This is a genomic window from Anaerolinea thermolimosa (genome assembly GCF_001050195.2).
In the GTDB taxonomy this organism is placed as follows: Bacteria; Chloroflexota; Anaerolineae; order Anaerolineales; family Anaerolineaceae; genus Anaerolinea; species Anaerolinea thermolimosa.
The window spans coordinates 1,156,597-1,182,944 of sequence record NZ_DF967965.1 but is presented as its reverse complement, the minus strand read 5'-3'; the positions used below and the strand labels follow the sequence as shown (position 1 = coordinate 1,182,944).

The window sequence follows — 26,348 nt, the reverse complement described above, 5'->3', positions numbered from 1 at the left end:
GCTTTACGGTTCCCTATCAAACAGTTACGATAGACGCAAAACCACCACTTATCCGATTGTTTTATGATACACCCGATGATTCTTCCATGGCACTCCACCAGCGGTAATCATATCTTTTCGAATTTGAACCGCGGTTTCCGCCATCTGAGTCAATTCGCCTTCTGTAAAACGCGAATCCTGCAAAACCCGGGCCATCTCATCATAAAGCAAAGTATTTCCCCCTCTGCCATGGAATTCCGGTAAAACCCCCACCCCGTTGAGAGAGATGAAGTGTGTTCGGTTTAACTCCAGGAGAATATCCACCAGTCCCCAGGGAGTGATCCGCCCACCCTGCCGCTGTAAAGCCGCCGACACATCTGGGAACCCAAACATGAAGCCGACTACATCATCATTGTAGGTGATAATTTTAATCAGCTCAGGAACGGCCACCACCAGTAAATTATCCAGTGCGAACTTGATTTCATTCTGAGTCAGTGGATAATATTCCCAGTTATTCACAAAAGTTTTGTTGTAAGCCTCGCCAATCTTCGGTGCCCAGGCTTTCAATTCTTTCTTCGATTTAAAATTGATCACCTTGAATTTCCCTCGTTCACGGACGCGCCGGGCAACTTCTCGGATTTTATCCGGAACGGTGAAATTATCTCGCGTGAGGTGACAGGAAACAAAATCCACCTCTTTCTCAAAACCCATTGCTTCCATCAAACGCGGGTAATAATCAAAATTATAGTTCATCATCGTCATCATCTGGCGATGCTCGAAACCTTCTACCAGAATGCCATATCCATCAAAGGGGCTGAGTCCCTTCGGGCCAACAATTTCTGTTAATCCACGCTCCTTGCACCACTCTTCGGCCCGGGCAAACAGGGCTTTGGCCACCTCGAGATCGTTGATTACATCAAACAGATAAAATTGCGCCTTCTTTGTGCCATGATACTGGTTAAATGGGCGGTTTTCCAGGATTGCCAGCCGCCCAACCACTTCTTTGCCCCTCAGGGCAATAAAAAAGTCTCCATCGGAGTGTTCAAAGAAAGGATGTTTTTTTCGATTCAACATCAATTTAATGTCGCTGTAAAACGGCGGCACCCATTGCGGTGTTCCCCGATACAGATCGTAATGGAACTGGACAAAACGATGAACCTGAGCCGACGAAGTGGTGTCAACTTTCTCGACAGTGACCATAAGTTCCTCCGCACAAAAAAAGGATGATCATTGAGTATACACCTGAAGGCTTTATTCGATACGCAAAGAGTTCGCTATCAACCCCCTGTTTTTACCCCTTTCTGCCATGAGGAAAAAACCCGGACTGTCATTTGACCGCAGGAACAAAACTATTTATACTCAATTTATCATATTACGAGAGAGTAACCATGCCCAACCGTTTGATTTATGAATCCTCACCATATCTTCTCCACCACGCCGAAAACCCCGTAGAGTGGATGCCCTGGGGAGCGGAAGCATTTGAGAAGGCAAAAACGGAAGATAAACCCATTTTTCTATCGATTGGCTATTCGTCCTGTCACTGGTGCCACGTGATGGCGCATGAATCTTTCGAAGACCCTGAAGTAGCCAGGATCATGAACGAGCATTTCATCAACATCAAAGTAGATCGTGAAGAGAAACCAGAGATAGATAGCATTTACATGAACGCTGTCGTTTCGATGACCGGACAGGGCGGCTGGCCATTAAGTGTATTCTTGACTCCCGAAGGTGAACCTTTTTTTGGCAGTACATATTTTCCGCCCCAGCGACGGTATGGTATGCCTTCCTTCAGTGAGGTTTTACTGGCGGCCGCCAGGGCGTGGGAAAAAGACCGGCAGGAAATTCGCAACACGGCACACAGGCTCACCGCCCATATTTCCACCTACGCTTCCTGGGGACATTCTCCCAACCATGAACTTCGCTCCGAAGCGCTCCCTCAGGCCACCCGGGCCATCCTCTCTACGTACGATTGGCAGTTCGGAGGCTGGGGACCAGCACCGCGTTTCCCTCAACCCATGTCCATTGAGTTCCTTCTGTTACAGGGTACTCGTGGTAACTCCGAAGCCCGGCAGGCCGCTCTGCACCATTTGCGGGTTATGAATCGTGGCGGCATCATGGATGTTGTCGGTGGAGGTTTTGCACGCTACAGCACCGACGATCATTGGCTTGTCCCGCATTTCGAAAAAATGCTTTACGACAACGCCCAGCTGGCTCTGGCATACCTGCACGGAGGCTTACTGGAAAAAGACGAACTGCTGCTTGCAACCGCAACAAAAACTCTGGACTTTATACTTCGAGAGTTAACCCACCCGGACGGAGGTTTTTATAGCAGTCTTGATGCAGATTCAGAAGGTGTAGAGGGCAAATTTTATCTGTGGTCCCATGCAGAATTAAAACAGGCCATCAATTCAGCGGATGACTTTGAATGGTTCAGCCAGGTTTATGATCTACCAGCTTCGGGCAATTTTGATGGTCAGATCATTCTGCAGCAGAAAATTGGTCTCGAGCAGTTAGCTCATCAATCCGGGTCTTCCCTTCAAGAGGTGCAAAAGCGATTGGATGCCATCCATCAGCGATTGCTGGAGGTTCGTTCCAGTCGGAGCAGGCCATCCACCGACGATAAGGTGTTATTGTCATGGAATGGTCTGGCATTGCGTGCACTGGCAGAGGCTGCCCGATATCTGCACCGCGCAGATTACTTAAAAGCGGCTCAGAAAAATGCAGATTTTCTCCTCCATCATCTCCAGAAGAACGGAACACTCTACCGTTCCTGGCGAAATGGCAAAGTCACTCAGCAGGCTTTCCTTGAAGATTATGCCTCGTTTATTCTGGGATTACTATCTCTCTACCAGACAGATTTCAATCTCCGCTGGTATCAGGTGGCCCACGTCCTTACAGAAGAGATGATAACGCAATTCCACGATCCGGCAGGCGGTTTTTTCGATGTCTCCCCTCATGAAGAAGTCATCCTTTACCGCACCAAAGACTTCCAGGATCAGGCTACACCCTGTGGGAATTCTCTTGCTACCCTGGTACTGCTCCACATGGCCGAATTCACCGGTGAAAATCGGTATCGTCCTCTGGCAGAATCCAACCTGGCCACCTTTCAGGACATGATGATCCGGCACCCCACTGCATTTGGGTGTTGGCTTCAAGCGCTGGATTTTTCAATCGGCCCAACGAAACAACTTGCTCTCATCTTCCCCGCTGAGATATCGGAAGACAACCCCTTTATCAAAGTTTTATGGAATCAATTCCGACCCCGTCTGGTAACGGCTGTCCTCTCGCCACCTCCCGCCACTGAGCTTCACCCTCCTTTGGTACAACATCGCCCCCTCCAGAATAACCGAACCACCGCATACATTTGCGAAGGTTTTACCTGCAAACAACCTGTATACAGTCCAGAGGAAATGGATCAACAACTTTCAGGTCTGCCAACCATGGCAGCTTGAGCGAAGAGCCATGTCGACGCCTTGCCAGTGCGTGGGTCTCGTTGTATAATTTGCACCAACCTATGCGCCTGTAGTGAAGTGGATATCACGTCACCCTCCGGAGGTGGAAGCCCGAGTTCGAGTCTCGGCAGGCGCGCTCTACGGCGGCTTCTTAGCCGCCTTTTTTATCAAATCTATATACCCGTCGGCTTTTTTCTAATCTTTCTTTTATACAGAACTGCTATCTTTATCTAAAAAGTGCATCTAAAGAAAAGACCCTGCCCTTTTCTCCGGTTCTTTCAGGGGCCGGGTTAACGAGCACCACGACGATACGGTGAAAGGAGACGTAACAAGATGGGAGGATTTTACTTCGGAGGTTACGGGTTGTATCTGTTATTCAGCCTGCCGGCCTTGATCCTCGGTTTCTGGGCACAGATTAAAGTCCAGTCTGCATTTAACAAATACTCACGCATCCGAACCTTTACCGGGTTGACTGGAGCTGAGGTCGCGCGAAGAATTCTGGATAGTCACGGGCTGACCAGTGTGAAGGTTGAACAGACTTCAGGGTTCCTTAGTGACCATTACGACCCGATTTCTCGTACCCTTCGCCTCAGCCCGAACGTGTATCGCAGTAACAGCATTGCAGCAGCAGGCATTGCCGCCCATGAAGCCGGGCATGCCCTGCAACACGCGGAAAATTATTTCCCTCTGCAGATTCGCTCAGCCATCGTTCCAACAGTTCAAATTGGAAGCTGGCTCGGCCCGATTATTTTCATGTTGGGGTTATTCCTTTTGGGCAACACGGTAGCATGGGTCGGTTTGATCCTCTTTGCGGCAACAGCAGTCTTTGCTCTCATCACCCTGCCGGTTGAATTTGACGCAAGTAACCGGGCAAAGGCCATCCTGGCTACAAGCGGCATGGTATACAATACCGAAATGCAGGGCATTCACAGTGTGCTCGACGCCGCCGCCCTGACCTACGTCGCTGCTGCCATCCAGGCAGTTTCCACAGTGCTTTATTACCTGTTCCTTCTCTCTGGACGGCAACGCGATTAACCCCGGGTGATCCCCGTGAAAAACTGCCGGGTAAACATATCCCGGCAGTTTTTTTAACCTCGAAATTGAATTAATCCCCAGCGGCCATTCGTCTTCCAGGTAGGATCCCGGGCCGATAATGTCGATGCCTGACCAGGTTGTAGACCAACCATCACTTCCGATTTTGCCACACGCAGCGCTAAAACCGGCGCAGGAAAATATTCCACGACCTCTTGAAAGGACGTATCTTCCGACCAGTGGCAGTCACCTGTCAGACGACGATAATTGGCGTCTCCTTTGCTGATCACCAGCCAGGATTTTGATAAAAGGGCTTTGAGATGAGCGGGCATATCCCAGCAAGGTAACGGAGCTGACCAGAAAAAGTCACTCATGACTTGAAGGCGGTTTCCTGCGAGATAATCCTCCAATCTTCTTCCAAAGGTAGATAATTCCTGCTCCGCTTCTCCGCATAAATTCAACACCGTCTGCACTACATCGCCTTCGATGGCATCTGAAACAAACATTGGATAAGCTTTCACATGAAAGATCACCCGCCCCACCAGTTGACGCCCCAATAGCACGTCTGCAAGGGCCAGATCATGAATCAACTCAAAGCCCGCATTATCGATCAGAAAATGGATTTCTTTTCTCACATCCTTACCAGAACTTATCCATTGCACCGCCCGATCAAGGTCGTTTACCAGCAAATATTCATCCGCCTGATGGAGCCGGTTTGGAAGCGCCCCCGGTGAATCTTCGCTGGCAGGCCAGATGCTCAAATCCGCCCGGTTTGCCCATAAGTTGGCGTCAATCGCTTCATATAAAGCATCCTCAACCGGAGTTGAGGCATCTCTCCATTGCCCTGACCGTTGAACCAGTTCTTTCGCCCCTAACCGGGACGTGTTATAACCGAGCCTTTTTTGCAACCCATACGGGTCTACCAGATAAGTATCACCAGGCTGAAAATAACGCGTGGCTTCTAGCATCCTTCGGTAAAAAATCATCTCACATGCCAGGAAACTCAATTCGCGCCACGACTTTCCCAACCATGGGGCAAGATGAACGGCCCAATAATCCAGGTCGGGCGCGCCAGGGTCATTGAAAAGCCGGATCTGTCCCTCCGGCATTTCTTCGACCAGGGCCATGATCCGCCGGTTAATCCAGCCCGAGAAGTCATTCTCTTCAATCACCCGTCGGGCAATTTCGGGTAGGCGTACCAGCAAGGTATGCTCAGCAAAGGAACCAGGTTCAGAACATGAAAAGGGAGGGGGGTAATGACATCTCTGGAACATGAGCCTGATTATACCTTGCTCTGCAACCTGTGATAATTTGCACGAAACAGCCTTTTATGATAGATTTAATACAAATAAGTCCGCGAGGGGATGAAGCATGCCCGAAAAATCGATTCCAGATGTTGTGGTGAGCCGACTTCCTCGTTACTTGCAGGCCCTGGAGCACCTGGAAAAAGATGGAGTCCAGACGACATCCTCTCAGGAACTGGGGGAGTTCATTGGAATTTCAGCCGCCCAGATTCGCAAAGACCTTTCTCAGTATGGAGAGTTTGGTAAGCAAGGGAAAGGGTATAACATTCATTATCTCATCCATAAACTCCGGGAAATCCTCAAAGTTAACCGTATCTGGGAGATGGCGCTCGTTGGTGCAGGGAATTTAGGACACGCCATTGCCAATTATCAGGGCTTTGCAGAACATGGCTTTCGCATCGCATTAATTTTCGATTCCGATCCACTAAAAATCGGTCAAAAAGCTGGCAACCTGATCGTGCAGGATGCAAATCAGATGGTCGAAAAAATACGCCATCATGGAATTAAAATCGGCATGATCACTGTGCCTGCGAGTGAAGCGCAGGCAGTGGCCGATTCCCTGATTGCAGCCGGAGTTCGGGCTATTCTCAATTATGCCCCGATTACGCTTTCAGTCCCCCGGGGCGTTCACGTCCAGTATGTAGATCCCATCATCTACTTACAACGGATGACGTATTACCTGGAATAACAAAGAGCCTCAGACCTGTAACAGACTGCGAGATAAAGCATCGCGCATTCCCAGCGCCCGTGCCGCCCCCTCAGCCGTACATGTTGTGGGATTATCGACCAGATAAGCCGGAATTCCCAGGGCTTTGGTCAGGTATTTGTCGATCTCTCGCAGTAAAGCCCCTCCACCGCACAGCGCCACCCCCCGATCAATAATATCAGCAATCAATTCAGGTGGGGTTTTCTCCAGCACTCGGCGCGCACAGCTCACCACCTCCTGAAGGGGTTCCTGCAGGGCATCAACGATATCATTGCTCGTCAGAGAAACAGGTTTCGGTAAACCGGTGACCTGATCCTGTCCCTGCACTTCCATCGAACTCTGATCGTCCTGCGGAATGGCCGCACCAAGGCGAATTTTCAGTTGTTCAGCCGTCGGCTGCCCGATGATAATTCCGTATTTTTTCCGAACATAACTGATAATCGCTTCATCCATCCGAATCCCGCCACTGCGCAGGGTTTCAGCCCGAACCACATCGTTCATCGCCAGTACCGCCGCCTGGATGGTTCCTCCTCCCAGCGAAAGAATCATGTTTCCTGAAGGCGTACCAATGGGGAGATCAATCCCAATCGCAGCTGCCAGAGGTTGAGGGATCAGGTATACTTCCCGTCCAGCACTAAGCCCGGCCTCATGTACCGCACGGCACTCCACGCTGGTCACCCCGTAAGGCACAGTAAGCATCAGCCGTGGCGGGAAGAGTTGCATTGGCCCGGCGGTTTTTCGCACCAGGAATTTTAAAAGCTTCTCGGTAATTTCATATTCAGCGATCACCCCGTGCTGGAGCGGTCGAACAACTTCAATGGTGTCAGAAACCCGCCCGATCATATCGCGGGCAGCCCTTCCCCATTCCACCATTTTCTGCTCAAAGACAACGATCGCCACCACCGTTGGTTCGTTGAGTAGAATTTGATCTCCTTCAACGATTACGGTGTTCGTCGTTCCCAGATCAATGCCCAGCTCTCGGGTAAATAACGCCATGAATACGTTTTCCTTAACCTTTTGTCTACTATATACCAATATAAGGGGAGAAGCCCCTCTTCGATGATGAGCAAACTACCTATCCACGGCGGTAGCGTTTTACCGCACTGATCCGCAGGTTGGAACGGCGTAATGCTGCCTGAACCTGTAAATAGATATCCGGATTCTTTTCAGCTCCTTCTTTAAGAAGCTGCTCTGCCCTCCGACGCGCCTCTTCGGCGCGCTGGATATTGATCTCTTCCACATTTTCAGCTGCATCAGCCAGGACGGTTACCTGGTCAGGTTGCACTTCTGCAATCCCTCCCGCCACGGTGAAGAAGAGTTCCTCTCCCTGTCTTTTCACATGGATAACACCGTATTTCAAAGTCGTTAACACTGGCGAATGATGAGGTAAAATCCCCATTTCTCCGGCAGTCCCCGGTAACACCACCATATCCACGTCGTCCTGATAGACGATTCGATCCTGAGAAACAATTTCACAACGAATGGTCATCGTCCTATCTATCCCATTATTGCGCCAGTTCTTTTGCCCGGGCTACAGCATCATCAATTGTCCCAACCATATAAAAGGCCTGCTCGGGCAAATCATCATGCTTTCCATCTAAAATCTCGCGGAACCCTCGCACGGTCTCCCGCAAGGGCACATATACCCCGGGCCGGCCAGTAAATTGTTCAGCCACAAACATGGGCTGCGAGAAGAAACGTTCGATTTTTCTCGCCCTCGATACCACCAGCTTATCATCCTCGCTTAACTCGTCAAACCCAAGAATGGCAATGATATCCTGGAGATCTTTATATCTCTGTAATACCTGCTGTACCTCACGGGCAGTACGATAATGTTCTTCCCCTACAATATTCGGATCGAGAATCCGCGAAGTAGACACCAGCGGATCAACCGCCGGGAAAATACCTTTCTCGACAATCGCCCGGTCGAGGGCAATCGTTGCATCGAGATGGGTGAAAGTTGCTACCGGCGCCGGGTCTGAGTAATCATCCGCTGGAACATAGACTGCCTGCATGGAAGTAATGGAACCCTGCCTGGTGGACGTAATGCGTTCCTGGAGCTCACCCATTTCAGTAGCCAGTGTGGGTTGATATCCCACTGCCGATGGCATTCGGCCTAACAGGGCCGATACTTCCGAACCAGACATCGTGAAACGGAAGATATTATCAATGAACAACAATACATCGCGCCCTTGATCCCGGAAGTATTCCGCCATGGCCAGACCTGTTAAAGCCACGCGCAACCGAACCCCGCTTGGCTCATTCATCTGTCCAAATACCATCACGGTATCCTTCATAACGCCAGATTCCAGCATTTCACGGTATAACTGCGTACCTTCACGGGTTCGTTCACCCACTCCGGCGAAAACCGAATTTCCTTTATGCACAGTGGCGATGGAACGGATCAACTCCATGATGATGACGGTCTTCCCGGTACCTGCCCCGCCAAAAATACCGGTCTTTCCACCTTTGGTAAACGGTGCAATCAGGTCAATAACCTTCAATCCTGTTTCAAAAACCTCAACCCGCACCGACTGATCTTCAAAACTGGGCGCAGGCCGGTGAATGGGATACATGATGGAACTTTCGACCGGCCCCTTATTATCGATAGGACGGCCCAGGACGTTAAAAATCCGTCCCAGCGTCACTGGCCCGACCGGTACACGAATAGGCCCGCCCGTCCGTCGGACAGAGAGCCCTCGTTGTAATCCATCCGTGGAATCCATAGCCACCGTGCGTACCCAGTTGTTTCCAAGGTATTTTTCCACCTCCAGAACCACCGGAAGTTGATCGTCTGCAGTAACGATTTCCAGTGCTTCATAAATCTCTGGCATCTCGTCAGCCGGAAACTCCACATCGACCACACTTCCCTGAATCTGGACTATTCGACCCACGTTGTTGAAGACCCGTTCCATCATCCTACTCCCCGTTCATCATTCTGTAAGGCATTCGCTCCACCAGCGATATCCAGCATTTCATTCGTAATAATCGACTGGCGCAATTTGTTATATTCCAATTGCAGTGATTGAACCAGCTCATTGGCACTTTCAGTGGCATTCCGCATGGCAACCATCCGGGCCGCATGTTCACTCGCCTGCGCAGAAAGAATGGCCTTGTAAATCTGGATGGCCGTAAAATGGGGTACCACATTTTCCAGAACTTCATTTTGATCTGGTTCGTAGGTGAACACCGAGCTGGTTCGATGGGTAGCACTCAGATCACCCGGCTTCGCATGCTCCTTGTCAACCACAGTCAGAGGTAATAACTTTTGCGTCACCGGCTCCTGTTTAATCATATTTCGGAAGTGGGTATAGGTGATGAAAACCTGATCATATACATCCTTAAGGTAATCATCCACCACCAGCTGCCCGATCGCCGCCACATCATTGAAACTCGGTGGAGATGGCAAATCGACAAAGGCAGCTACCACGTTCTTTTTCTTCCTGACCAGAAGTTCGCGCCCTTTCCTTCCCACAGTAACATAATCAACCGGAACACCCGCCCGGTCAAACTCAGAAAGCGTGTGTCGGGTGATGTTCATGTTGTAAGCTCCGGCCAGCCCGCGGTCACTGCTCACCATTATCACCAGAATTCGATCAACCCTGTCTCTCTGTCTCAGCAGAGGGTGAAGCACATCCCGGCCCGGCTGGCGTGCCAGATGGATTAAAACCTTCCAGGCTTTTTCAGCATAGGGCATGGTAGCGTTGTTGGCCTGAATGGCTTTTCGTACCCGGCTTGCACTGACTGTTTCCAGAGCACGGGTTACCTGAGCCAGGTTCTTCACACTGCGAATGCGCAGCCGCATTTCACGAGTCGATGGCATGGCCAGTTTCCCCCATCATCATCCGACCCAGGTTGAGGTAAATGCTTGCAGGGCCTCTTTCAGTCGGGCTTCTGTTTCCTCGGTAATACGTTTTTCCTGAGCAATCGACCGGGCAATTTCAGGGTATCCCGCCTCAATATGCCGTACCAGCGCCTGTTTCCAGTTTCGCATTTGATCTAATGGGATTTCATCCGCATAACCATTGGTTCCGGCGTACAGAATGATTACCTGGTGTTCCAGCGGGATTGGCTCATACTGGGGTTGCTTGAGAATTTCCTGAAGATGTTGCCCTCGATTTAACTGGTTCTGGGTGGCCTTATCCAGACCTGAACCGAATTGCGCAAACGCCGCAAGCGACCGGTAGGCAGCCATATCCAGGCGCAACCGCCCCGCCACCTGACGAATAGCTCTTGTCTGGGCGGCACCACCCACCCGCGAGACCGAGATACCTACATTGATCGCCGGGCGAATACCAGCATTAAACAAATCATTCTCAAGGTATATCTGACCATCGGTGATAGAAATGACATTTGTAGGGATATATGCCGATACATCCCCGAGCAGAGTTTCAATAATGGGCAGCGCAGTTAATGATCCCCCGCTTCCCGCCAGCTTGACGACCCTGTACTCATCCGGTGAAGGCATTGCCTTTCGCGCCTGTTCTGCGTCATGGCGTGAGAGTGGACCACCAAAAACCTTACCATCCACTGCATCTTCAATGGTGGCTTCTTTTCCTTCAAAATCCTTCCTGACCAGCACATACTTGTCGGCCAGGCGGCAAGCCCGCTCTAATAACCGGGAATGCAGGTAAAAAACGTCGCCTGGGTACGCCTCACGGCCCGGCGGACGGCGCAGTAAAAGCGATACTTGCCGATATGCCCAGGCATGTTTGGAAAGATCATCATAGATCACCAGGGCATCCTTACCTTTCTCCATGAACTCTTCCCCAATCGTACAACCTGCGTATGGGGCAATGTACTGCATGGCCGCCGGTTCATCTGCCGCTGCCACCACGACAACCGTATGTTCCATTGCCCCAAATCTTTCCAGAAGAGCAATCGTGCGGGCGACAGCGGCTTTTTTCTGACCAATAGCCACGTAAATGCAGATAAGGTCTTTCCCTTTCTGGTTGATAATGGTGTCAATGGCAATTGCCGTCTTTCCTGTTTGACGATCCCCGATGATTAACTCACGTTGACCGCGCCCGATTGGGATCATCGAATCAATAGCGATGATCCCGGTCTGAACCGGGGTATCAACATCCTGCCTTTCAATCACCCCGGGAGCAATCCGCTCGATGGCCCGGTATCCGTTAAAATTCAGCGCACCCTTGCCATCAATCGGCTCACCCAGGGCATTCACCACCCGTCCAATTAACCCATCTCCAACGGGCACCGAGGCAATCCGACCGGTTGTATAAACTTGCATACCTTCTTTAATACTGGTGTAGTCTCCCAGTATGATGATCCCCACCGAATCGTGTTCCAGATTAAATGCAATTCCCATAACCCCATTGGCAAATTGCACAAGCTCTTGAGAACGAACTTTGGCGAGGCCGTCAACCCGGGCGATCCCATCACCGGCTTCGACCACAGTGCCAATATCACGCACTTCTAAAGCCGGTTGAAAGGTTTCAATTCGCGCCTGTAAATCTTCGGTGATCTGTCGGATAAAATCAGTCATGATACTTCAACTCCCGGTGCATGTACCGTCGATTGGATAACGCAACAATCATACCTGAAAGAAAAAAGAATGTCCAGAAAATTTGACCCCTACCATTACACCCCCTCCAGATTTCAGAGGTCATCTTTATCCGCGCGGGTTAAAGTACCGTAGTGCCTGGCGCAATCTTTCCTCCACATCATCAGGAGTATCTTTTGGAATCGACTGAAGCGCCATCTGCGCTTCCACCACACTGTAACCCAGTGAGGTCAGGGCTTCCAGCACCGCCTCATCTGCTGAACTGATGCCGCTTGCCAGCTCTATTCCTTCACCTTTAATCTTTCCCTGCAAATGAAGCAGGATCTTCTGCGCATTTTTCTTGCCTACGCCCGGCACTCTGGAAAACAAATCCGCCTGTTCGCTTAACACCGCCCGACGAATAGCATCTACAGAGAGAATAGAGAGGATCGAAAGCGCAATGCGCGGGCCAACGCCATTCACGCCAAGCAACAGGATAAAGAAATCTCTCTCGGCTTCTGTAGCGAAACCGTACAAAGCCAGTAAATCTTCCCTCACCACCAGATGGGTAAAAAGAGAAATGGTCTCCCCGATCCGGCAACCTGCCCGTAAGCTGGTGGGTACAGCTACCTGAAATCCCATTCCTCCAGTTCTAACCACAATGGAATTCTCACCAAACCCGATAATTTCCCCTTCAATAGACGCGATCATCGGGAGAGTCCTCCTTCCAAACGGTCTCTCCGCTGGTTCAAAACCTCATAAAGAACCAGAGAAGTAGCTACAGCCAGATTGAGCGAATCGCTCACACCAAGCATCGGAATACTTACCACCGCATCACAGAGGGCATAATGGCCCTGGCCCAATCCCTGGCGTTCACTTCCCATCATCAAAACGCAATATTCCGGGTATTGAAACCGGTGATAATCGGTTGCGGCTGCATCTGAAGTACCAACTACAAAACATCCTCGAGAAGTTTTCCATCGCGCAAATTCTTCGAGAGTTGCCCGGCATATTTTCAGATGAAACAATGCCCCCATACTCGCCCGGATAGAAACCGGGTCATAAGGATCGGTAGATTGATCCAGCAGAATCACTCCTGCCCCACCCGCTCCATCGGTACTGCGAAGGATAGTGCCAAGGTTTCCGGGGTCAGCGATTGAATCGAGGACTACCCAGGGTTTCTCTCGTTCCGGGGCTACTTCATCCAAAATTGACCAGTGTTGTCTCACCACCGCAGCAATTCCCTGAGGGTGTTCTTTGAGTGAAAAGGCCTCAAACACGGGCTTACTCACTTCCACCACCTCAGTTCCTCTGGATCTTTCCCGGGCAATCAAAGCCGCTCCGAACTGGCTTCTCAACAATTCCTCACAGACGATCAGCAATTCCACCCCGGCGGAATACTGGCAGGCATCGCCTACCACCCGCAGGCCCTCAACATAGCTAAGCCCCGTTTCCTGCCGGAATTTCTTTTGCTGCAACTTTCTTATCCACTTAATTTTTTCGTTGCTCGGGCTGGTAATCATTCTGCCGCCGTGTTCCAACGATAACTATGGAGGTGGCAAATAGCCACAGCCAGGGCATCAGCCGCGTCGTCTGGCTGGGGAAGCGCATCCAGATTCAAGATCGCCTGTACCATCACCTGAACCTGATGCTTGTCGGCACCACCATATCCACTCACCGCCTGCTTCACCTGCATGGGAGTATACTCAGCAACAGCCACCTGATGTTGCGCCATAGCCAGCAGAGCAACTCCGCGCGCCTGCCCCACTGCAATGGCTGTGGTCACATTCCGCCTGAAAAACAACTTCTCCACCGCTCCGCACTCGGGGCGGTGGAGAAGTAAAATTTCAACGATTCGATCATACAAGAGTTTTAGGCGCTTTTCGGCTTCCAGACCGGCCGGGGTACTGATTACCCCACACTCCACCATCTCCAGATCGCCCTGAGGAGACTCCCGCACCAGACCATAACCAGTGGTTGCCGTTCCCGGATCAATTCCCAGGACCAACATAGCGCCGCTACGCTTCGCTCTCCAATGCAGCAATTGCCTCGTCCGACAGCCGCAGGGTGTGATACACGTTCTGCACATCATCCAGGTCTTCAATCATCTCGATGGTGCGCAGTACCTGCAGTGCCTGATCTACCGGCAGTTCAACTTCATTCAGAGGAATCATGCGCAACTCGGCCTCTTCGATCTCAATTTTGGCATTCCGGAGAGCATCACCCATCAACTTAAAGTTTTCTACCGGCGCATAGATTTCAATCGTGTCGCCATCCTGCACCACATCATCGGCGCCACCTTCCACAGCCACCTCAAAAACTTTATCAAAATTCGCTTTTGCAGCCGGAACCGCAAAATAAGCCACGCGTTTGAACTGCCATCCCACCGAACCGGCCTCGCCAAGGCTGCCGCCCGCCTTGCTCAAAAGGTGCCTGAGTTCTGCCACAGTTCGATTGCGGTTTTCCGTGAAGCACTCGAACATCATGGCAACCCCATGAGGCCCATAACCCTCGTAAAAAATCTGCTCGAAAGCTTCCCCTTCTTTACTTTCACCGGTTCCGCGTTTGATTGCCCGCTCAATATTTTCCTTAGGCATGTTCTGTGAGCGTGCTTTTTCGACCGCCAGGCGGAGCCTGAAGTTTGTGTCCACATCTCCGCCGCCTTCGCGAGCAGCCATCACGATTTCACGCGTCAGGCGCGTGAAAACCTGGCCTCGCTTTGCATCAGCCGCGCCTTTTTTGCGCTTAATGGTTGCCCATTTTGAGTGACCAGACATACCTCGTTTTCTCCTCAGTGCGAGTAAATGGAGAGTATTCTCCCTAGTGCCCAGATTATACCATAGAACCCCTGCTCACCTTTTCATACCCTTTCGCCCTCATTGCTACACTCACCCGTTCTTCGTCCCTTACAGTCCCCTTACACCTGCCTCCATAACCACTGAAACACCGATAAATTAACTAAAATATAACCGTTTCAACACCAAAACGGTTAATAAGCCATGCAGAAAATCGTGCGCCTTCTTGTCATTTTCTTCTCTTGTTTCCTGTTTTTTCAGGGAGCTTCGCTGGCTCATGCAGATCCGCAAACACAACCCTCTGACAGCCAGAAAACCTCCCTGAAATACGCCCGGCTTTCTGCAAATAGCCTGTTTTCTTTCACGATCTCCCCTCAACCGGCCGGGGATCCCGCCTTTGTATCTTCCGAGCCCGGTGTTGTGACCGATTTTTCCCTTGCCCGCACTTATGGAACCATCGGTTTGCTCGCCCATAACACCCTGGCGGGGGCCGCGTTCAGCCAATTAAAAACCGGGCAATCGCTTCAACTTATCACCCAGGATGGCTCCATTACACTCTATCGAATTACTGCTATAGAAAAATACCGTGCTCTTACTCCTTCCAGCCCAAAAAGTGACTTTTCCCCACTGGATTCGCCCGGTCGCCGAATGACCGCCACCGAGCTTTTTAACCATATTTATGCCACCGGAGACGGTAAACGCCTCGTCCTGCAAACCTGTCTGGAGGCAAATGGGAATCCATCCTGGGGGCGGCTATTTATCATTGCGGAACTTGAAACCGGGACTCCTCCCTTATCAGCTCCTTTGATACTCTATAATCCGGCGCCCGCCTGGGCGTCCGGGGATACGCTGGTGGCCAGGTAACCTTATCAGTTAGAGTGCTTTCACCGGGTTCGATAATACTCCAATCCCTTCGATTTCCACCTCGACCACATCTCCGACTTTCAACGGGGCAATTCCAGCTGGTGTTCCCGTTAAAATCACGTCTCCAGGTTCCAGAGTCATCACTGAAGAGATAAACGCAATTAACTGCTGCACCGAAAACACCATATCCCTCGTTGAACCGACCTGTCGCAACTCACCATTAACCCGGCAATGGATCAGTACATCGGCGGGGTCGAGTTCGGTTTCAATCCATGGACCAAGAGGACAAAAGGTATCAAATCCTTTAGCCCTCGTCCACTGACCATCCACCTTCTGGAGATCTCTGGCAGTAACATCGTTCGCCGCGGTATACCCGAAAACGTAATCCAGCGCATCCTCCGCTGCAATCCATTTTCCTCTTTTCCCAATCACCACGGCCAGTTCACTTTCATGGTCCACCTGTTTAGATTGAGGGGGTAATAAAATTGCTTCTCCAGGCCCAACGACCGACGAGGGAGGTTTTAGAAAGATCAAAGGGATTTCCGGTACCTCAGCACCCCGTTCTCTGGCATGTTCCACATAATTCCTTCCAACTGCAATGATTTTTCCCGGCCGAACAGGGGCAAACAACTTAACTCGCTCCAGAGGCATCCCGGCCTCCAGCCGACGGTATTCATTAAAAATATCTCCCTCGACCAATCCAACATGATCCTGATAAATCCAACCGTACCGCGGTAACTCATCCCCTAGACTATATCGAATGAAGCGCATAATACCACCTCCTTTTTTCGCCAGTTTAACATACTTCATGAATTTTCATGTATAATTTCCCTACCCGGGCGGATAGCTCAGTCGGTTAGAGCGCATCTCTTACAAAGATGAGGTCGCAGGTTCGAGTCCTGTTCCGCCCACAGGTACGGTTCATCCCCACCATTTGACCGCCATAACCCCATATATGGCGGTCTTTATGTCTCACCCATCCAAACAACGACCTCATCTCCTCGAAACCCAATCCTTTAACATCGCCTCTGTCGCCCTGCGTGACGCCTGGACGGATTTCATCCTCAGCCGCCAGGCCATGCAGTGTTCGAAAACTACCCTCGCCAATTACACGGACACGCTGGGTAAATTTATCTCCTGGCTGGAAGGTCAAGGCATGACCGCCCCTCATGAAGTGACCGCCCGCCACGTGCGCCAGTTCCTGGCGTTGTATCAGGACGCCGAAAGCACCACCACCCACACCGTAGCCAGCCGCATTCGGACGCTTCTCCGCTTCTGGCACAGGGAAGGCTATCTTCCCCAGCCGGTCACCTTTGACATGCCCAAAGTGCGCCAGAAGCGGCTATCGTTCCTCACCGCCGAACAGGTGCAAAAGGTGCTGAACGTGTGTGCCTTACGGGAGAAGGCGCTGGTCTTGTTCCTGGTGGACAGCGGCCTGCGCCGTCAGGAAGTCTGCAACCTCCAACGGGCAGACGTGGATTTACAGACCGGCGCGGTCAGGGTGCGGCAAGGCAAAGGCCGCAAAGACCGGCTGGCCGTGATTGGCGCAACCACAAGGCGCGCCCTGCTGGCTTACCTGCGCACCTGCCCCAGTCAGGACGCGGACGCCCCGCTGTTCCAGACCGAAAGCGGCAGCCCCTTCACTCCCCACGGCCTGCAATCGCTCCTGCGGCGGCTCTCGAAAAAGGCGGGAGTGGCCTTCTCCGCGCACGCCCTGCGCCGCACCTTTGCCACGCTCAGCCTGCAAAACGGCATGGATTTGGTCAGTCTGCAAACCATCCTGGGCCATTCCAACCTGGAAACTACCCGCCGTTATATTCAATGGCTGGACACTGACCTGCTGGAAGCCCACCGGCACGCCAGCCCTGTGGATAACCTCAAACAATCCGGGCACAGTTCCCGATAAAAGGCATAGACCGAAAGGAGTAAAACCATGAAACCCCCTAAAGAATGGGCCGAAGTCAAGAACGGCAAGCGGTATGACGTCAGCAAGTCAACCTTGCTGGCAGGCGATGATTATTGGGATGGGCACAACTTTGAACGGCACGGACGAAATACCTTCCTGTACCGCACCCCCAAAGGCAACTACTTCTCCATCCGCCTCACCTGCTGGCAGGGGGAAAGAGACGCGCTGCAACCGCTCACCCCGCAAGAAGCCGCAGAAATGTTTGAAGAATTGCCCGAAAAGCGGGTATCGCTTGAAGAAGCCTTTCCTGGTGTTACCGTAGAAGACGCATAGTATCCGATACCGAATCATCCACCACGCCCGGATTGTTCAGCCTTGCCGCAAGTGGCAGGGCTTTTTTTGCCCTGTCGGCCAGTATGCACAACATAATAGTCATTGTGTTGGGCAAAGGGCACAAAACGCCCTGTAAGGCCTGTTCTGCCGGGCAAAGGGTGTTTTTATGCCTTGCCGTGGAAAAATCGCTCTACGGGCATCCTGGCGCGTTCTACGGGCATTTTATTACCGTTTATCCGGCCACTCCACCACAAACACAAGCTGCCGCCCGCACTTCGGGCAATATTCCGGCTTCATCGGCGGGTCATCGCAGGTGCGCCAGTGGATTTCAACCTTCAGATTATCGTATTTTGTCGCCGGGCCGCCGCACTCCGGGCATTTTACCGGCCTTATCGCCCGTTCAATCCGCTTCAACCGGCCTGCCATGTTGTTCATTCCGTACCTCCTCTATCCTCCGTTCCAGTTCATTCAGCCGCTCTTCAAGCGTGATGGCTTCCCGTAGGCGCAGGAAGTGAGATAGCGCCATATCGATAGCGCGCAGTTTATCGCCATGCCTGGCCTGCGGGTCGCCTAGAATGGCCTGAAGGGCGTTCAGCGCCTGCTCCTGCATTCCAATCAACCGGCGCATTACATCTTCCAGCGTCTGGCCTTCGGCCTCTTCCAGCGCCGCCCTGAAGGCTTCATCCTTCATCCAGCGCCAGGCCGAACGTTCGGACACGTTCGCCCTGCGGATGGCTTCGGATACCGTTCTACTCACCAGCAACGCGGCCAGGAAGCGCCGTTGTGTGGATGTTATCTCTGCCATTTTGCCTCGTTTCCTGCCTCCGCCAACAGGTAAGGGTCATGCGTCACCTCGCCAAACCAATCTTGAAAATCCGCAAGGCGCACAAGTACCAGGTCGGCGCTGTGCCTCTGCCCTGCCTCGTGCAGTACCACAATCGGCAACCGGTCGCCTGCGCCGCTGCGGGCCTGCGTCAGTGCGTCTTTCAGCCACTGCGGCAGCCTGCGCCTGTGCTTGACCTCAACCGCAAGCCAATCATTCACCACATCCGCCCCTGTGCGCCCAACTGCACCTTGACGCTTGCCGTTCAGCCGCCCGGCTATCGCCCGTTCGGTTTGTTTCCAGGTCGTGTCAGCCATGCATCACCCCCTGCGGTTCGTACTGCGCCCGCCAATCGCTCAACCGCCAGCCGTGACAGGGAACGCTGAAAGCCTTTTCTACAAATTCGTTCAACATGTCTGCTTGCAGCAGCCGGTTTGCGTCCCATTTCTGCCCGTCCATCAGCGGCGATTTAAACGCTTTGCCCCTCAAAAGCAATGCCAGTTTTGCCGAACGGTCGCCGTCATCCAGCCACACAAACACCCGCCGGTATCGCCTGCTCACTTTTTGCAGTACTTCCTGCATCTCCGCCGTGAGGGACTGGCTGCCCGTGCTTATCAGGTCAAGCTCCGGTAACGTTTGCGCCAGGCTCAGGTAATTCAGCTCGCCTTCCACCACAAGCAGGCGTTCAAAGCGCCCAACCTCCTCAGGTAGCCAGTATAAATCGTTCACGCTCCCCTTTGCGGCGATATAGCGCAGGCCATCCGAAGCGCCATCCACAAAACGAAACTTTACCGCCCGCACCTCCAGGCGACGATTGAAGTAGGGTATGACCGCCGCCGGGCGTTTGCGCCCCGCCTTCGGGTCGTAAACTTCCGCCGCTCCCAGCAGTGCAAACTGCCAGGTCGGCGGTAGTAATCCCCGCCCGTGCAGGTAATTTCTGACGGTCTGCGCCAGTGGGTCATCGTCAAGGTCAATCCGCCTGGACGCATCGAAGGCGATTTGTTTCAGCCGTTCCCGTGTTTCCTGCGTTTGCCCTTGCGGTTCTGGTTCAGCCGTCCGCTCCGGTTCAGCCCGCAAGGGTGAAGGTTTGCCGCCGCCCAGCCGTTCCAGCGCCTCTTTGAAGTCCAGCCCGTCCCGCCGCTGAATGTAATCGATGGCATCCTGGTACTGGCCATCCGTGCAGTGGCGGCACAACCAGCGCCAGCCGTCAGCGGTCTGCTTCAAGACGAAGCGGTCAGTACCGCCGCAGAACGGACACGGCCCAGCATACCAGTTTGCGCCAACCTTGCGCACGTGGGTATCTCGCTCCACAAGAGAGAGTAAGTCGAACGTGCGCTGAATGTAGTCCGCATCAAAATTGCTCATGGTTCGCTCCGTGTTGCCATTAGAAAAGACGCAACAAAGGCAACAAAGGCAACAAAGGCAACAAAAATCATTAGTCTGTTGCGTCTGTTGCGTCTGTTGCGTCTGTTGCGTCTGTTGCGTCTGTTGCTTTAAGTGTGGTTTTCCAGCACTTACCATCGTATGTTACAAGCCCCTTATCTTGAAGGTTAACCAACTCCCTATACAAAGTTCCCCGATTGCGATTCGTAGCATTTACTAAATCCGCAAGAGTAGCAAAGCCACCTAAACGCTCAATGGTTCGTATGGTCTCATTTTGCGCATCTGTTAAGCTATCGTTCCTTGCGGTCTCCACCCAACACCCGGCGAATGCGTCAAAGCGCAAGTCTATGGTACACTCCTCAACATCTCTACCCACAACGGCGAGTTTTGCGCCTGGCTTTCCGCTCTCTTTGTAAAGGCCTAGAATGGTATCCGCCACGCCACTCTTGGAAACACTGCCCATGATGTCTTCGATTGGGTTTGGGTCAAATCCATTACGTTTTTTGTGATGGTCTAGGCAAAGCAGGTTAGCGCCGCTCTCTGATGTCGCTTCTTGAAGCGGCGATAGGATACTTGTAACTTGCGCCGCATCGTTCCAATCCCGAATGTGGAATGCCCGGCTGATTGTGTCCACTATCACAAGCGAATAATCCCCAGCGGCTATAAATGCGGTAAAAGCCGCCAGGCCGTTTTGCTTTCCGAAAAGCCTTTGGAAGTCGCGTCCAAAGATGACGTCCAGGTTTTCCAGTGCCGCCGCTGTCCAGCCCTGTTTTTGCAGGCGGTCTTTGAATCGCCTCGGGCTATCTTCAAGCGCGCAGAAAAGCACCCGTCCGGCTTGCGCCTTGCGGCCCAAAAAATAGCCGCCATTGCAAACCGCAAGCGCCAATTCCAGCGCTAACCACGATTTACCCTTTTTGGGCGGCCCGGCTAGGATTGTCATTCCCGCAGGAATGATGTTATCCACAACCCAGGCGGGTTCGGGAAAGGTCATGGCCATCAGGTCTTTGCCGTTGATGATGGCCGGCATACCCTGCGCCGCCTGGCTGGCTTGATTTAGCATCTCGTCAAGGTCGCCCATCTCGCACTCCAAACAGCGCCAACTGCGCCGCCCCCCGCGCTTCTACTTTCCAGTGGGACAAAGCCAGCCCGATTTGGTCGCCGTGCCCCCTGTTGAGTTTGAAGCCGTGCAAGGCGAAGGCGTCAATCGAGGCTCGATAAATCCGCCTGGTTTCGACATCCAGCACCTCAACTTGTGTCGCACCATCACGCCTTGCGGCTTCAAGGATTTGCAGGTCAATCGCCCAAGCAGGCGGCCGGCGTAGCATGTGGCTTGAAGCCCGCGCCTTTTTCTTCAAAGTGCGCCCACAAAGGCGCGCCACAGGCTTGCCGTCCGCGCTATAATAGGTTTGACGCGCATCAACCACGCGTGTCGTGCCTTGGCCCGCCGCGGGCACGGCGGGCCTTGTTTTATTAATTGCCGTTGCCATTTTCCCCCCTTTTCGTGCCTTCCAACCGCCCCGCCTCACGGGTCACCAGCCAGCGCACCACTGCCGATTGCGTCATGCCCAAGTGCCTAGTAAGGCGTTTCAAAGTTTCCGCTTCCGGCCGGCTCAACCGCAAATGAACGACAAAAGTTCGAGTCACTTTTTCCTTTTTCATCCTCAAACACTCCGCAAATGTGTTACAATAATCGTACACTATCAATTTAGGGAGCGTTAAAGTGATACTAAAAACCGAAGCCGAATTACGCACCGCCCTTGAAGCCGAATTACGCCTGCAACTGGATGATTACCTTTGGGACGCTCTCAAAGCCGAAGGCTACGTTGGCGCTTACCTTGACCCCGATTTGAAGCGCGAGGAACGCGAAAACCAGTTTTACAGCCTTGTGGACGCCGCCAGGCTTGCCCTGCGCCTTTACAAGCCGAAACAACCGCCCCGCCTGACCGAAACCAGCACGGATGAAACGCTGGCAACCCTGATTGATTTTCAGGTTCAACAAGCCTGCCAGCACATTGATTTTGTCCGGCTGCGTGACACCATCTTTCAAGGCAAACTGGCACAAACCGGCAGGGAAAGCGAATTTCTAGCCGAAGTCTGCCGGGCTTCCGATTACCCGTTCGATACCGCCGCACTCTCTGCGTTCGTTCAAAAACTGGCTGATGAATTTGCCAAAACCTACGGCTGGACACCCGAAAGCGCCCGCACCTTTATTTTGACAGGCCAAAAGCCAGTTATGCAAAAGTTCACCATGAAAGGCAACTGGAATTTGGACTACCCCCTTGCCAGCGCCATCACCATCACCGTAACCCTGACCTGTCCCCCCCGTGAATTGGCAAAGGCATTTGGCGAATACCAGCGCTTGCTCATGCGTGCTTATGGCATCGCCGCAAGCCGCCAGCGCAACCGCTCGCTTTCCGAAAAGCACCGCCAACTTGCCCTTTTTGCGGCCCAGCATGAAGGTTTGAACGGTCGTGAAGCCATGCAAAAGTGGAATTCGCTTTATCCCCAGTGGGCTTATCAGCATGAAACCAACTTTCAGCGTGACCGCAACACCGCCCTCAAACGCTTCAAACGCAAGCGTGAGCCTGCCATCCTGAACTGGCAGGGATAAATCACAACCCCCCCACCTGTGGCGCGGACAAGCGTTCTAATCCGCCTGGCCAGCCGGGCCCGCCAAACCTGCGCGCTTCGCGCTCTACGGCTTTGACGGTAGCCACAAGACGCGGAGAGACGTTCAATAAGTCGGCGGCAGTATCTTTAGAAACCATGCAAATTTGCACGGTTTTTGATGGACGCCCTCCTGCCGTGCCCACCATCGTCGCCAGCCTCGCCGCAATCACGGCTCACCTTACAGAAACCTTAAAATTTCTTGCCTTTTTTAGCCTGCGGCTTACAATGGAAAACAGCCCGCGAGATTCACGCTCCGAACACATCTTCTCCTTGTGGGCGCTCTGACGGAAGATTAAAAACAGGCTATATGTGGCGGTCGGCGCGGTCATGACCCCCACCTGTGGCGGTATGGTGAGCCGTGTTTCGGCCATCTCTTACAAAGATGAGGTCGCAGGTTCGAGTCCTGTTCCGCCCACTCTCTCCCCTTTCCTTACTTTCACCCATCATTTTCCTGCTTTGGAGGCACAATGCAGATTCCTTTCAATGGCCTCGGGTTGCATCTCGGCAACCTGCCTGAGCTTTCTCAGGCTGTCTACCGCTCGATCAGTGCAGAAAACCCCCGCGGAGAAAAAGGTAAAGGGGGCATGTCGGTTGAAGGCCTGGCCGATGGACCCGCCCGCGAGCTGGGCCAGGGCTGGAAAGTTCGCCCCTGCATCACCCTCAAGGGCCGCGAAGTGACCGATCTGGCAGACATTCAGGGTCCAGGTGTTATTCAACACATCTGGATCACCGTCGATCCAGCAGCATGGAGGCGGTTGGTTCTCCGCATGTACTGGGATCACGAACCAACGCCATCGGTTGAGACCCCCCTCGGTGATTTTTTTTGCAACGGCTGGGGAGTACGTTGTAATGTAAATTCTTTGCCCATCGCGGTTAACCCTGCCGGCGGTTTCAACAGTTACTGGGAAATGCCTTTCCGAGAACATGCCCGCATCACCATCGAAAACCTCACTCCTGATCCGGTACCCGGTTTCTTCTATCAGATTGACTACACCCTCACAACCGTCCCTGAAACTATGGCTTATTTTCATGCCCAGTGGCGGCGTTCTAACCCGTTGGCTTATATGACCGACCATACCATCCTGGATGGAGTGCAAGGAAAAGGTCATTACGTGGGCACTTATATGGCCATCGGGGTTAACAACGATGGCTGGTGGGGTGAAGGAGAAGTTAAATTCTTCATCGATGGCGATACCAATTTCCCCACCTACTGCGGTACCGGCACAGAAGATTATTTCGGTGGCGCATGGTGCTTCGAGCATCCACGTGGACAGTATGGAGTGTATTCCACAGCATTTCTGGGTATGCCACAGGTGATTCAACCTGACGGTTTGTACAGAAGCACCATGCGTTTCGGCTTGTATCGCTGGCACATTATGGACCCCATTCGTTTTGACAAAGACCTGCGTGCCACCATTCAAGACCTGGGTTGGCGCTCTCCGTTTGAAGGGAAAGGTCGTTATCTCCCCCGCCAGGATGATATCGCCACCACAGCCTTCTGGTACCAGGCAGAACCTCATGCACCTTTCCCCAGGCTTCCTGATGCCAATTACCTGGAGGTCATTTAAAAAAAACAAGAAAACAGGTACCCTTCATCCGAGAATCTCACATGAAGGGCACCTGGCCCGGATCTCTACGCCTTATCATACCCCGGGTACGATTGATTCAATCTGTGGCCTGTTCTCTGATCCGCCTCCGGGGTAAAGGTGGCGCTTTTCGCCGGCCATCAAGAAGATGAGCCATAGCCAAGACTGGATGCTTCAAAAGCATTTTCGGGCCTGAATACCGCATCATCTTACGAACACGTTCTCTCATCACTGGCTGGTAACAATGAATTGGGCAACGGGCACAGGTTGGCTTGCGCTCCTGATATGGGCAACGAGACAGGCGCATCATCGCATAGTCGAATAGCTCCTGGCAGGAACTGCACAGAGCACCTGATGGAAACCCATGATGATCCCGGCAGTAAATGACCTGCATGGCATAAATCGTTCGACGTTCTCTTTGCAGCCTGGGGTGAATGGCGTTCATTCTGTATCCTCGAAGTTTGAATTTGTTTGATAGTAATTCACCCCACGTAAGCTTTCGTTGATGAAGATCAAACGACTCGCGCAGTTTGCCGAATGTAAGGAATAGTCACCGGCCCTTCTGGAAGAATGCAAATCCTCGCCTGCTTCCCATACCGATTGAGTAAACTCTGGACCATCTCTTCAATAGAAATCGCAGGTTGTAACATTGCCTGTCTCAACTGCTCTGCGCTCAAATAATCACTATGGACGTATACTTCAGCTTTCAAGAGCACCATCGCCAGCACCTGCGCCTGCCATTGATCTTGCTTTGAGAATCCAGGCTGGTTGATCCGCGAATGGAGTTCTTCGGGTGTAGCCGATTCTCGCAGGAGTTGCCCGAACAATCCATGATCGGGAATACCATCCCAGCATTCCGAAGCAATGATAATCGCTCCGCCTTCCCGAACAATTTGAGCCGCGGCGCTCATTCCTTTCACAGTCTGATACAAATTCAGGTCCAGGGGATATCCCGAATTGGAAGTCACAACAATATCAAATGGTTCATCCACCGGTACCATGGCAGTGCGCCTGACAAACTCACACCCTTTTTCATGGGCCTGATCTAGGTCCCCGGCAAAAACTGCCGTGATGGCTTTTTCGCGATTGAGAGTCACATTGACTAAAAAATCCGCGCCGGTTTTTAAGGCTACTTCTCGAATCTCTTCCCAGATCGGATTTCCATGAGTGATACCCCAGATCGCACGCGGATTACCAATGTTTTGCGCTGAATGGTTCCCCAGAATGGTATCCAGCCCGGCCATTCCCGGCATGATCGCCTTACCACCCCCGGAATAACCCGCGAAAAAGTGAGGTTCAATAAACCCTGTCAGGATTCGAAAATCACAGTTGGCCAGTTCGCGATTAATCCAGATTTCATGTCCAAGCGAAGTCATTCCAAGGCTTACCTGCGTCGCGCGCTCAAACGCATTATTCTGCACAATGCGGTAGGTCTTCACAATCGAATCGCCAAGCATCTGGCGCAATTCCTCTTCCGTATTTGGGCGGTGAGTCCCAAGGGCATTGAACAGGGTAATCTTCTCCGGTGGAACATGTTCCAACTCGGCCAGAATCGCCGGTAGAATGACCTGATTGGGAGTGGCTCGGGTGATATCGTTGAAAATAATGCCCACCCGATCACTGTTCTTCACCAGCTCGCGCAGGGGCCTTGTACCTGTTGGGTTGCGTAAAGCCTCCTGTAAGGCTCCGCGTGCATCGGTTACCCCCGGAGTGTACAACGGTTCGACCACACTCACGTTCCAGGTATCGTCTAACCGAAGAGATAATCCTTTTTTCCCGTAAGCCAGTTGAACGTCCATTTTCACCACACCTCTGATTCGGTTGCCTATCGTTATCCATTTTATAGTTTGATTATAACTCGGGCATTTTCGTGATCGTTCCAAAGCTGGTAAAAAGGTGGTTAAATGGATGAGGGGTAGTGAATAGACCACCCCACATCCGACGAACAGAGAGGCACACCTGGAATGCGCCTGAACCTCATTTTACCAAAAGTTGAACCGGGGCAATATGAA

Annotated in this window: 30 protein-coding genes and 3 tRNA genes; 11 read left to right on the top strand and 22 right to left on the bottom strand. The window is 52.3% G+C overall.

Annotated features, from left to right (window positions below; all coding sequences use genetic code 11):
• Window positions 1–48: 48 nt before the first annotated feature.
• A complete protein-coding gene (locus ATHL_RS05400; protein ID WP_062190578.1) occupies window positions 49–1,179 on the bottom strand; it encodes a GNAT family N-acetyltransferase in 1,131 nt (376 codons plus the stop codon).
• 188 nt (window positions 1,180–1,367) lie between these two features.
• Between ATHL_RS05400 and ATHL_RS05395 the strand changes: the two genes are divergently transcribed.
• The 3 genes from ATHL_RS05395 to ATHL_RS05385 all read left to right on the top strand — a co-directional run bounded on the left by ATHL_RS05395 (window position 1,368) and on the right by ATHL_RS05385 (window position 4,466).
• Window positions 1,368–3,431 carry a thioredoxin domain-containing protein gene (locus tag ATHL_RS05395; protein WP_062190576.1) on the top strand — a complete coding sequence of 688 codons (2,064 nt, stop codon included), beginning with the start codon at window positions 1,368–1,370 and terminating at the stop codon, window positions 3,429–3,431.
• Window positions 3,432–3,495: 64 nt separating this feature from the next.
• Window positions 3,496–3,567 (top strand) — tRNA-Arg (locus ATHL_RS05390).
• A 197-nt stretch (window positions 3,568–3,764) separates the two neighbouring features.
• The gene (locus ATHL_RS05385) at window positions 3,765–4,466 is read left to right on the top strand and encodes a zinc metallopeptidase (RefSeq protein WP_062190573.1); all 702 of its coding nucleotides are present in this window, start codon (window positions 3,765–3,767) and stop codon (window positions 4,464–4,466) included.
• Between the two features lie 53 nt (window positions 4,467–4,519).
• Here ATHL_RS05385 and ATHL_RS05380 read toward each other — a convergent pair whose 3' ends face one another.
• Complete coding sequence (locus ATHL_RS05380) at window positions 4,520–5,737, bottom strand: damage-control phosphatase ARMT1 family protein (protein ID WP_062190570.1); 1,218 nt, start codon at window positions 5,735–5,737, stop codon at window positions 4,520–4,522.
• 97 nt (window positions 5,738–5,834) lie between these two features.
• Here ATHL_RS05380 and ATHL_RS05375 point away from each other — a divergent pair, with 97 nt between their 5' ends.
• Window positions 5,835–6,455: a redox-sensing transcriptional repressor Rex gene (locus tag ATHL_RS05375; RefSeq protein WP_062190568.1), complete on the top strand. Its 621-nt coding sequence runs from the start codon at window positions 5,835–5,837 to the stop codon at window positions 6,453–6,455.
• A 9-nt stretch (window positions 6,456–6,464) separates the two neighbouring features.
• On the opposite strand, the gene mreB is transcribed toward ATHL_RS05375, so the two are convergent.
• The 9 genes from mreB to ATHL_RS05330 all read right to left on the bottom strand — a co-directional run bounded on the left by mreB (window position 6,465) and on the right by ATHL_RS05330 (window position 14,753).
• The gene (mreB, locus tag ATHL_RS05370) at window positions 6,465–7,469 is read right to left on the bottom strand and encodes a rod shape-determining protein (RefSeq protein WP_062190566.1); all 1,005 of its coding nucleotides are present in this window, start codon (window positions 7,467–7,469) and stop codon (window positions 6,465–6,467) included.
• A 79-nt stretch (window positions 7,470–7,548) separates the two neighbouring features.
• Entirely contained in the window at window positions 7,549–7,962 is a 414-nt protein-coding gene (gene atpC, locus ATHL_RS05365) for an ATP synthase F1 subunit epsilon (protein WP_062190564.1), read from the bottom strand.
• Window positions 7,963–7,978: 16 nt separating this feature from the next.
• A complete protein-coding gene (gene atpD, locus ATHL_RS05360) occupies window positions 7,979–9,391 on the bottom strand; it encodes a F0F1 ATP synthase subunit beta (RefSeq protein ID WP_062190562.1) in 1,413 nt (470 codons plus the stop codon).
• Window positions 9,388–10,296, bottom strand: a complete 909-nt coding sequence (atpG, locus tag ATHL_RS05355) for an ATP synthase F1 subunit gamma (protein ID WP_062190560.1) — start codon at window positions 10,294–10,296, stop codon at window positions 9,388–9,390. The genes atpD and atpG overlap by 4 nt, the downstream gene beginning before the upstream one ends.
• 18 nt (window positions 10,297–10,314) lie before the next feature.
• A complete protein-coding gene (gene atpA, locus ATHL_RS05350; protein ID WP_420807571.1) occupies window positions 10,315–11,907 on the bottom strand; it encodes a F0F1 ATP synthase subunit alpha in 1,593 nt (530 codons plus the stop codon).
• Window positions 11,908–12,105: 198 nt separating this feature from the next.
• Window positions 12,106–12,687, bottom strand: a complete 582-nt coding sequence (ruvA, locus tag ATHL_RS05345; RefSeq protein WP_062190555.1) for a Holliday junction branch migration protein RuvA — start codon at window positions 12,685–12,687, stop codon at window positions 12,106–12,108.
• Window positions 12,684–13,499: a TrmH family RNA methyltransferase gene (locus ATHL_RS05340; RefSeq protein WP_062190553.1), complete on the bottom strand. Its 816-nt coding sequence runs from the start codon at window positions 13,497–13,499 to the stop codon at window positions 12,684–12,686. Before ATHL_RS05340 ends, ruvA begins: the two co-directional genes overlap by 4 nt.
• Window positions 13,496–13,987: a crossover junction endodeoxyribonuclease RuvC gene (gene ruvC, locus ATHL_RS05335; protein ID WP_062190551.1), complete on the bottom strand. Its 492-nt coding sequence runs from the start codon at window positions 13,985–13,987 to the stop codon at window positions 13,496–13,498. Before ruvC ends, ATHL_RS05340 begins: the two co-directional genes overlap by 4 nt.
• Window positions 13,988–13,994: 7 nt before the next feature.
• The gene (locus ATHL_RS05330) at window positions 13,995–14,753 is read right to left on the bottom strand and encodes a YebC/PmpR family DNA-binding transcriptional regulator (RefSeq protein WP_062190549.1); all 759 of its coding nucleotides are present in this window, start codon (window positions 14,751–14,753) and stop codon (window positions 13,995–13,997) included.
• A gap of 222 nt (window positions 14,754–14,975) precedes the next feature.
• On the opposite strand from ATHL_RS05330, the gene ATHL_RS05325 reads away from it, so the two are divergent.
• A complete protein-coding gene (locus ATHL_RS05325) occupies window positions 14,976–15,635 on the top strand; it encodes a sortase family protein (RefSeq protein ID WP_062190547.1) in 660 nt (219 codons plus the stop codon).
• A 9-nt stretch (window positions 15,636–15,644) separates the two neighbouring features.
• On the opposite strand, the gene ATHL_RS05320 is transcribed toward ATHL_RS05325, so the two are convergent.
• Entirely contained in the window at window positions 15,645–16,406 is a 762-nt protein-coding gene (locus ATHL_RS05320) for a fumarylacetoacetate hydrolase family protein (protein WP_062190545.1), read from the bottom strand.
• Between the two features lie 66 nt (window positions 16,407–16,472).
• Between ATHL_RS05320 and ATHL_RS05315 the strand changes: the two genes are divergently transcribed.
• From ATHL_RS05315 to ATHL_RS05305, 3 genes are all read left to right on the top strand, one after another.
• Window positions 16,473–16,546: transfer RNA gene (locus tag ATHL_RS05315), tRNA-Val, on the top strand.
• Window positions 16,547–16,602: 56 nt separating this feature from the next.
• A complete protein-coding gene (locus ATHL_RS05310; RefSeq protein ID WP_062190543.1) occupies window positions 16,603–17,541 on the top strand; it encodes a tyrosine-type recombinase/integrase in 939 nt (312 codons plus the stop codon).
• Between the two features lie 27 nt (window positions 17,542–17,568).
• The gene (locus ATHL_RS05305) at window positions 17,569–17,874 is read left to right on the top strand and encodes a hypothetical protein (protein ID WP_062190542.1); all 306 of its coding nucleotides are present in this window, start codon (window positions 17,569–17,571) and stop codon (window positions 17,872–17,874) included.
• Between the two features lie 225 nt (window positions 17,875–18,099).
• On the opposite strand, the gene ATHL_RS18805 is transcribed toward ATHL_RS05305, so the two are convergent.
• The 7 genes from ATHL_RS18805 to ATHL_RS05275 all read right to left on the bottom strand — a co-directional run bounded on the left by ATHL_RS18805 (window position 18,100) and on the right by ATHL_RS05275 (window position 21,739).
• Entirely contained in the window at window positions 18,100–18,309 is a 210-nt protein-coding gene (locus tag ATHL_RS18805) for a hypothetical protein (RefSeq protein WP_162787596.1), read from the bottom strand.
• A complete protein-coding gene (locus tag ATHL_RS05300) occupies window positions 18,275–18,679 on the bottom strand; it encodes a hypothetical protein (protein WP_062190539.1) in 405 nt (134 codons plus the stop codon). The genes ATHL_RS18805 and ATHL_RS05300 overlap by 35 nt, the downstream gene beginning before the upstream one ends.
• The gene (locus ATHL_RS05295; RefSeq protein WP_062190537.1) at window positions 18,667–19,014 is read right to left on the bottom strand and encodes a hypothetical protein; all 348 of its coding nucleotides are present in this window, start codon (window positions 19,012–19,014) and stop codon (window positions 18,667–18,669) included. Before ATHL_RS05295 ends, ATHL_RS05300 begins: the two co-directional genes overlap by 13 nt.
• The gene (locus tag ATHL_RS05290; RefSeq protein ID WP_062190535.1) at window positions 19,007–20,062 is read right to left on the bottom strand and encodes a primase-helicase zinc-binding domain-containing protein; all 1,056 of its coding nucleotides are present in this window, start codon (window positions 20,060–20,062) and stop codon (window positions 19,007–19,009) included. Before ATHL_RS05290 ends, ATHL_RS05295 begins: the two co-directional genes overlap by 8 nt.
• 70 nt (window positions 20,063–20,132) lie before the next feature.
• Entirely contained in the window at window positions 20,133–21,158 is a 1,026-nt protein-coding gene (locus tag ATHL_RS05285; protein WP_062190533.1) for an AAA family ATPase, read from the bottom strand.
• The gene (locus ATHL_RS05280; RefSeq protein ID WP_162787595.1) at window positions 21,145–21,504 is read right to left on the bottom strand and encodes a hypothetical protein; all 360 of its coding nucleotides are present in this window, start codon (window positions 21,502–21,504) and stop codon (window positions 21,145–21,147) included. Before ATHL_RS05280 ends, ATHL_RS05285 begins: the two co-directional genes overlap by 14 nt.
• Window positions 21,505–21,550: 46 nt before the next feature.
• The gene (locus ATHL_RS05275; protein WP_062190528.1) at window positions 21,551–21,739 is read right to left on the bottom strand and encodes a hypothetical protein; all 189 of its coding nucleotides are present in this window, start codon (window positions 21,737–21,739) and stop codon (window positions 21,551–21,553) included.
• 61 nt (window positions 21,740–21,800) lie between these two features.
• Here ATHL_RS05275 and ATHL_RS05270 point away from each other — a divergent pair, with 61 nt between their 5' ends.
• A complete protein-coding gene (locus tag ATHL_RS05270; RefSeq protein ID WP_062190526.1) occupies window positions 21,801–22,691 on the top strand; it encodes a hypothetical protein in 891 nt (296 codons plus the stop codon).
• 1 nt (window position 22,692) lies between these two features.
• Here ATHL_RS05270 and ATHL_RS18800 read toward each other — a convergent pair whose 3' ends face one another.
• Window positions 22,693–22,920 carry a hypothetical protein gene (locus ATHL_RS18800; protein WP_162787594.1) on the bottom strand — a complete coding sequence of 76 codons (228 nt, stop codon included), beginning with the start codon at window positions 22,918–22,920 and terminating at the stop codon, window positions 22,693–22,695.
• A 170-nt stretch (window positions 22,921–23,090) separates the two neighbouring features.
• Here ATHL_RS18800 and ATHL_RS05260 point away from each other — a divergent pair.
• Together ATHL_RS05260 and ATHL_RS05255 are read left to right on the top strand one after the other, a co-directional pair.
• Window positions 23,091–23,165 (top strand) — tRNA-Val (locus ATHL_RS05260).
• 52 nt (window positions 23,166–23,217) lie between these two features.
• Entirely contained in the window at window positions 23,218–24,318 is a 1,101-nt protein-coding gene (locus ATHL_RS05255; RefSeq protein WP_062190522.1) for a glycoside hydrolase family 172 protein, read from the top strand.
• Between the two features lie 97 nt (window positions 24,319–24,415).
• Here ATHL_RS05255 and ATHL_RS05250 read toward each other — a convergent pair whose 3' ends face one another.
• On the bottom strand, window positions 24,416–24,781 hold the full coding sequence (locus ATHL_RS05250) for a nitrous oxide-stimulated promoter family protein (protein WP_084001192.1): 366 nt from the start codon (window positions 24,779–24,781) through the stop codon (window positions 24,416–24,418).
• 67 nt (window positions 24,782–24,848) lie between these two features.
• A complete protein-coding gene (gene larA, locus ATHL_RS05245) occupies window positions 24,849–26,135 on the bottom strand; it encodes a nickel-dependent lactate racemase (protein ID WP_062190520.1) in 1,287 nt (428 codons plus the stop codon).
• Between the last annotated feature and the right edge of the window lie 213 nt (window positions 26,136–26,348).

Excerpts from the sequence above, each read along its gene's own strand:
- ATHL_RS05400 (WP_062190578.1), bottom strand. The coding sequence starts at position 1,179 with ATGGTCACTGTCGAGAAAGTTGACACCACTTCGTCGGCTCAGGTTCAT.
- ATHL_RS05395 (WP_062190576.1), top strand. The coding sequence starts at position 1,368 with ATGCCCAACCGTTTGATTTATGAATCCTCACCATATCTTCTCCACCAC.
- ATHL_RS05385 (WP_062190573.1), top strand. The coding sequence starts at position 3,765 with ATGGGAGGATTTTACTTCGGAGGTTACGGGTTGTATCTGTTATTCAGC.
- ATHL_RS05380 (WP_062190570.1), bottom strand. The coding sequence starts at position 5,737 with ATGTTCCAGAGATGTCATTACCCCCCTCCCTTTTCATGTTCTGAACCT.
- ATHL_RS05375 (WP_062190568.1), top strand. The coding sequence starts at position 5,835 with ATGCCCGAAAAATCGATTCCAGATGTTGTGGTGAGCCGACTTCCTCGT.
- mreB (WP_062190566.1), bottom strand. The coding sequence starts at position 7,469 with ATGGCGTTATTTACCCGAGAGCTGGGCATTGATCTGGGAACGACGAAC.
- atpC (WP_062190564.1), bottom strand. The coding sequence starts at position 7,962 with ATGACCATTCGTTGTGAAATTGTTTCTCAGGATCGAATCGTCTATCAG.
- atpD (WP_062190562.1), bottom strand. The coding sequence starts at position 9,391 with ATGATGGAACGGGTCTTCAACAACGTGGGTCGAATAGTCCAGATTCAG.
- atpG (WP_062190560.1), bottom strand. The coding sequence starts at position 10,296 with ATGCCATCGACTCGTGAAATGCGGCTGCGCATTCGCAGTGTGAAGAAC.
- ruvA (WP_062190555.1), bottom strand. The coding sequence starts at position 12,687 with ATGATCGCGTCTATTGAAGGGGAAATTATCGGGTTTGGTGAGAATTCC.
- ATHL_RS05340 (WP_062190553.1), bottom strand. The coding sequence starts at position 13,499 with ATGATTACCAGCCCGAGCAACGAAAAAATTAAGTGGATAAGAAAGTTG.
- ruvC (WP_062190551.1), bottom strand. The coding sequence starts at position 13,987 with ATGTTGGTCCTGGGAATTGATCCGGGAACGGCAACCACTGGTTATGGT.
- ATHL_RS05330 (WP_062190549.1), bottom strand. The coding sequence starts at position 14,753 with ATGTCTGGTCACTCAAAATGGGCAACCATTAAGCGCAAAAAAGGCGCG.
- ATHL_RS05325 (WP_062190547.1), top strand. The coding sequence starts at position 14,976 with ATGCAGAAAATCGTGCGCCTTCTTGTCATTTTCTTCTCTTGTTTCCTG.
- ATHL_RS05320 (WP_062190545.1), bottom strand. The coding sequence starts at position 16,406 with ATGCGCTTCATTCGATATAGTCTAGGGGATGAGTTACCGCGGTACGGT.
- ATHL_RS05310 (WP_062190543.1), top strand. The coding sequence starts at position 16,603 with ATGTCTCACCCATCCAAACAACGACCTCATCTCCTCGAAACCCAATCC.
- ATHL_RS05305 (WP_062190542.1), top strand. The coding sequence starts at position 17,569 with ATGAAACCCCCTAAAGAATGGGCCGAAGTCAAGAACGGCAAGCGGTAT.
- ATHL_RS18805 (WP_162787596.1), bottom strand. The coding sequence starts at position 18,309 with ATGAACAACATGGCAGGCCGGTTGAAGCGGATTGAACGGGCGATAAGG.
- ATHL_RS05300 (WP_062190539.1), bottom strand. The coding sequence starts at position 18,679 with ATGGCAGAGATAACATCCACACAACGGCGCTTCCTGGCCGCGTTGCTG.
- ATHL_RS05295 (WP_062190537.1), bottom strand. The coding sequence starts at position 19,014 with ATGGCTGACACGACCTGGAAACAAACCGAACGGGCGATAGCCGGGCGG.
- ATHL_RS05290 (WP_062190535.1), bottom strand. The coding sequence starts at position 20,062 with ATGAGCAATTTTGATGCGGACTACATTCAGCGCACGTTCGACTTACTC.
- ATHL_RS05285 (WP_062190533.1), bottom strand. The coding sequence starts at position 21,158 with ATGGGCGACCTTGACGAGATGCTAAATCAAGCCAGCCAGGCGGCGCAG.
- ATHL_RS05275 (WP_062190528.1), bottom strand. The coding sequence starts at position 21,739 with ATGAAAAAGGAAAAAGTGACTCGAACTTTTGTCGTTCATTTGCGGTTG.
- ATHL_RS05255 (WP_062190522.1), top strand. The coding sequence starts at position 23,218 with ATGCAGATTCCTTTCAATGGCCTCGGGTTGCATCTCGGCAACCTGCCT.
- ATHL_RS05250 (WP_084001192.1), bottom strand. The coding sequence starts at position 24,781 with ATGAACGCCATTCACCCCAGGCTGCAAAGAGAACGTCGAACGATTTAT.
- larA (WP_062190520.1), bottom strand. The coding sequence starts at position 26,135 with ATGGACGTTCAACTGGCTTACGGGAAAAAAGGATTATCTCTTCGGTTA.